This window comes from Streptomyces sp. NPDC002156, from assembly GCF_053593675.1.
The window spans coordinates 1-3,892 of the sequence record NZ_JBSFDA010000335.1; the positions used below are offsets into that span (position 1 = coordinate 1).

Genomic DNA, 3,892 nt, shown 5'->3' on the forward strand with positions numbered 1-3,892 from the left:
GTCATGATCGCCACCTCGCTTGTGTGTCGACGGTTGTCGGGGTCACGGCATGAGTTGGTACTCAGGGAAGTTTCCGGGCAGCCGCTCCCCCACCGGGCCCTGGGTCACCGCGCGTACCAGCAGCTCACCGCCGACGAACGCACCGCGCCAGGACGCGCCGAAGCCGCCGAACAGCTCGTCGCGGTCGCCTCGCGAACGCGGTTTGCCGTGGCCGACCTTGAAGGCGCGGATCTGCGGGGCGAGCCGGTCGAAGGTCGCCCGGTCGTCCGTGGAGAGCGTGGCCACCAGCGCGCCGTTCGAGGCGTTCATCGCGGCCAGCAGCTCCGCCTCGGTGTCGACGAGGACGATGGTGTCGACCGGCCCGAACGGCTCCGCGTGGTGCAGCGGCGAGGACGGCGGCGGGTTCAGGAGGGTGACCGGTTGGACGTACGCCGATGTGTCCTGGCCGGGCAGGAAGCGGGCGTCCGCCAGGCTCCCCCGGTGTACGGGTACGGCGCCGCGGTCGATGGCCTCGGCGATCTGGTCGTGCAGTTCCTTCGCCTTGGCCGCGTTGATCACGGGCCCGAAGTCCAGTGCCGGGTAGGGGTCGTCGGCGTTCGCGACGGCGAGCGGGTGTCCGACGCGCAGGGTGCGCACCGCCGGGAGGTAGGCGGCCAGGAACTCGTCGAACAGCTGCCGTTGGACGACGAAGCGCGGGTACGCCGTACAGCGCTGTTTGCCGTAGTCGAAGAGCTTGGGGACGACGGCCTTGAGGGCGTCCCAGTCCGAGTAGTTCCAGATGCCCCAGGTGTTGAGCCCTTCCTGTTCGAGTACATGACGCTTGCCGAGGTCGGCGACGGCCGTGGCCACCGCCGCGCCGGTGTCGCGACCGCCGACGAAGGAGACACAGCCGATCTCGGGCGCCCGCACCAGCGCCTCGGACAGCTCTCCCCCGCTGCCGCTGACGAGGGTGACGGGAATCCCCTCGCGGGCGGCGAGCGCGCAGGCCAGGGTCAGACAGGCGACACCGCCGTCGGTCGGGGTCTTGGCGATGACCGCGTTGCCTGCCAGTGCCTGTACCAGCAATGCGTGAACGAGCACGCTCATCGGGTAGTTCCAGCTGGCGATGTTGGACACCGGGCCGTCCAGCGGACCCCGGTCGGCGACCATCGGCTCGATGCCGTCGACGTACCAGCGCACCCCGTCGATGGCCCGGTCGACGTCCGCCTGCGCGAGCCGCCACGGCTTGCCGATCTCCCACACGAGCAGGAGTGCGAGGAGTTCGCGGTGCTGGGTGAGGGCGTCGAGGGTGGCCGCGACGCGGGCGCGGCGCTCGTCGAGCGGGATGTGCCGCCAGGCGCGGTGCTGGTCGAGGGAGGCGCGTACGGCCTGGTGGGCGACGTCCCGGTCGAGGCGCGGCGGGCCGGCGATGGGGCTGCCGTCGACGGGGCTGGTGGCGGGCAGGGCCCGGCCATCGGCCTGCCAGGCGGAGTTCCAGAGGTTGAGGACGCGGTCGTCGCGGAACGCCTCGGGGGCGACGGCGAGGCATCGCTGCCAGGCGTCGGTCCAGGACGTACCGGACTTCAGCACGAGGTGGGTGGAGTTGAGGGTGGTTGCCATTCGGTGTCTCCGCTCTCGGTGCACAGTCGGGGGCGGGGGTGAGGTACAGGTGGCGTGGCGGTACAGGAGGGGTGCGATGGCGCCGTACGGTCCGGCGCGGTCATCGCCTGTCAGTCGCGGGATGCGTCAATGGGAGGCGTCGCGGTCGGCTTCCAGCAGGGCGAGTACCAGGCGTGCCGTCTCGGTCGGGGTGGTTCCCACCTGGACGCCGGCCGCCTCCAGCGCTGCCTTCTTCGCCTGCGCCGTGCCCGCCGAACCGGACACGATGGCGCCCGCATGTCCCATGGTTCGGCCCTCGGGCGCGGTGAAGCCGGCGATGTAGCCGACGACGGGCTTGGTGACGTGCTTCTTGATGTACGCGGCGGCGCGTTCCTCCGCGTCGCCGCCGATCTCCCCTATGAGGACGACGAGTTCGGTGTCGGGGTCGTCCTGGAAGGCAGCCAGGCAGTCGATGTGGGTGGTGCCGACGACGGGGTCGCCGCCGATGCCCACGCAGGTGGAGAAGCCGATGTCCCGCAGCTCGTACATGAGTTGGTAGGTGAGCGTGCCCGACTTGGACACCAGGCCGATACGGCCCGGCTTCGTGATGTCGGCGGGGATGATGCCCGCGTTCGACTGGCCGGGCGTGATCAGCCCCGGGCAGTTGGGACCGACGATCCGGGTGCCCTTCTCCTTCGCGTACGTGGTGAAGGCGACGGTGTCGTGGACGGGGATGCCCTCGGTGATGACGACGGCGAGTCCGATGCCGGCGTCGGCCGCTTCGACGACGGCCGCCTTGGCGAAGGCCGGCGGCACGAAGACGACGGTGACGTCGGCTCCGGTAGCCCGTATACCGTCGGCGACCGACCCGAACACGGGCACAACTCGGTCGTCGAAGTCGACGGTGCGGCCGGCCTTGCGCGGGTTGACGCCGCCGACGACGTTCGTGCCGGCCGCGAGCATGCGGCGGGTGTGCTTCATGCCCTCGCTGCCGGTCATGCCCTGGACGAGGATCCTGCTCTCCTTGGTGAGGTAGATCGCCATGTTCCGTCTCCTCAGGCCGCGTTGGCGAGTTGGGCGGCTCGGCGGGCGGCGCCGTCCATGGTGATGGCCTGCTGGACCAGCGGGTGGGCGTACTCGTCGAGGACGGCCCGCCCACGCGCCGCGTTGTTGCCGTCGAGGCGCACGACGAGCGGCTTGGTCAACTGGACGGCGTCCAGGGCCTGCACAATGCCGTCGGCGACCGCGTCGCACGCCGTGATCCCGCCGAAGACGTTGACGAACACCGACCTCACATCCGGGTCGGAGAGGATGACGGACAGCCCGTCGGCCATGATGCGGGCTGACGCCCCGCCGCCGATGTCGAGGAAGTTGGCGGGGCGGGCGCCGCAACCGGCGACCACGTCGAGGGTCGACATGACCAGGCCGGCGCCGTTGCCGATGATGCCGACCTCGCCGTCGAGCTTCACGTAGTTGAGGCCCTTCGCGGCGGCCGTCGCCTCCAGCGTGCCCTGGTGCTCCACCTCCTCCGCTCCCCAACGCGCCTGCCGGAAGCGGGCGTTGTCGTCGAGAGTGACCTTGCCGTCGAGGGCGAGAAGCTGCCCCTGCCGGGTGCGGACGAGCGGGTTGACCTCGACGAGGACGGCATCCTCGCGCACGAGCACCTGCCACAGCCGTACGAGGACATCGGCGGCCTGCGGTGGCAGCCCGGCGGCCTCGGCGATCTCCTGCGCCTTCGCGAAGGTCACGCCCTCGGCCGGGTCGATGTGCGTACGGACCACCGCCTCCGGTCGAGCCGCGGCGACCTCCTCGATCTCCGTGCCGCCCTCGGCGGAGGCGATCGCGAGAAAGCGGCCCGCCGTGCGGTCGAGGACGTAGGAGACGTAGAACTCGCTCTCGATGTCCACGGGTTGGGCCAGCATGACCTTGCCGACCGTGTGGCCCTTGATGTCCATGCCGAGTATCTGACGTGCCGTGAGTTCCGCGGCGGCCGGATCGGCGGCGAGCCGCACACCGCCCGCCTTGCCCCGGCCCCCGGTCCTGACCTGTGCCTTGACGACGACGCGACCGCCGAGCTTCCGGGCCAACTCCCTTGCTTCCTCAGGCGAGTCGGTGACCCCCGCCCGCGGTACGAGGATGCCGTGTTCTTCGAAGAGTCCGCGGGCTTGATGCTCGTACAGGTCCATGATTCGGCTCCCGTCTTAAAAGTGCTGCACGCCCCCTGGACATCACCCATCGGATGCGGGATAACAATCTTCATACAGTATTCGTCGACTGTATGCAATGTGCCAAGCGAGGTGACCCTGATGGCAAT

At 70.0% G+C, this 3,892-nt stretch carries 3 protein-coding genes; all 3 read right to left on the reverse strand.

Going from position 1 to position 3,892, the window contains the following annotated elements:
• Nucleotides 1-42: 42 nt before the first annotated feature.
• On the reverse strand, nucleotides 43-1,599 hold the full coding sequence (locus tag ACWCRB_RS49345; protein WP_451002302.1) for an aldehyde dehydrogenase family protein: 1,557 nt from the start codon (nucleotides 1,597-1,599) through the stop codon (nucleotides 43-45).
• A 126-nt stretch (nucleotides 1,600-1,725) separates the two neighbouring features.
• Nucleotides 1,726-2,622, reverse strand: coding sequence for a succinate--CoA ligase subunit alpha (gene sucD / locus ACWCRB_RS49350; RefSeq protein ID WP_451002303.1), 897 nt, complete (start codon nucleotides 2,620-2,622; stop codon nucleotides 1,726-1,728).
• Between the two features lie 11 nt (nucleotides 2,623-2,633).
• The gene (gene sucC / locus ACWCRB_RS49355) at nucleotides 2,634-3,764 is read right to left on the reverse strand and encodes an ADP-forming succinate--CoA ligase subunit beta (RefSeq protein ID WP_451002304.1); all 1,131 of its coding nucleotides are present in this window, start codon (nucleotides 3,762-3,764) and stop codon (nucleotides 2,634-2,636) included.
• Nucleotides 3,765-3,892 lie beyond the last annotated feature (128 nt).

Coding starts and splice junctions, on each gene's coding strand:
- sucC (WP_451002304.1), bottom strand. CDS start 3,764: ATGGACCTGTACGAGCATCAAGCCCGCGGACTCTTCGAAGAACACGGC.
- sucD (WP_451002303.1), bottom strand. CDS start 2,622: ATGGCGATCTACCTCACCAAGGAGAGCAGGATCCTCGTCCAGGGCATG.
- ACWCRB_RS49345 (WP_451002302.1), bottom strand. CDS start 1,599: ATGGCAACCACCCTCAACTCCACCCACCTCGTGCTGAAGTCCGGTACG.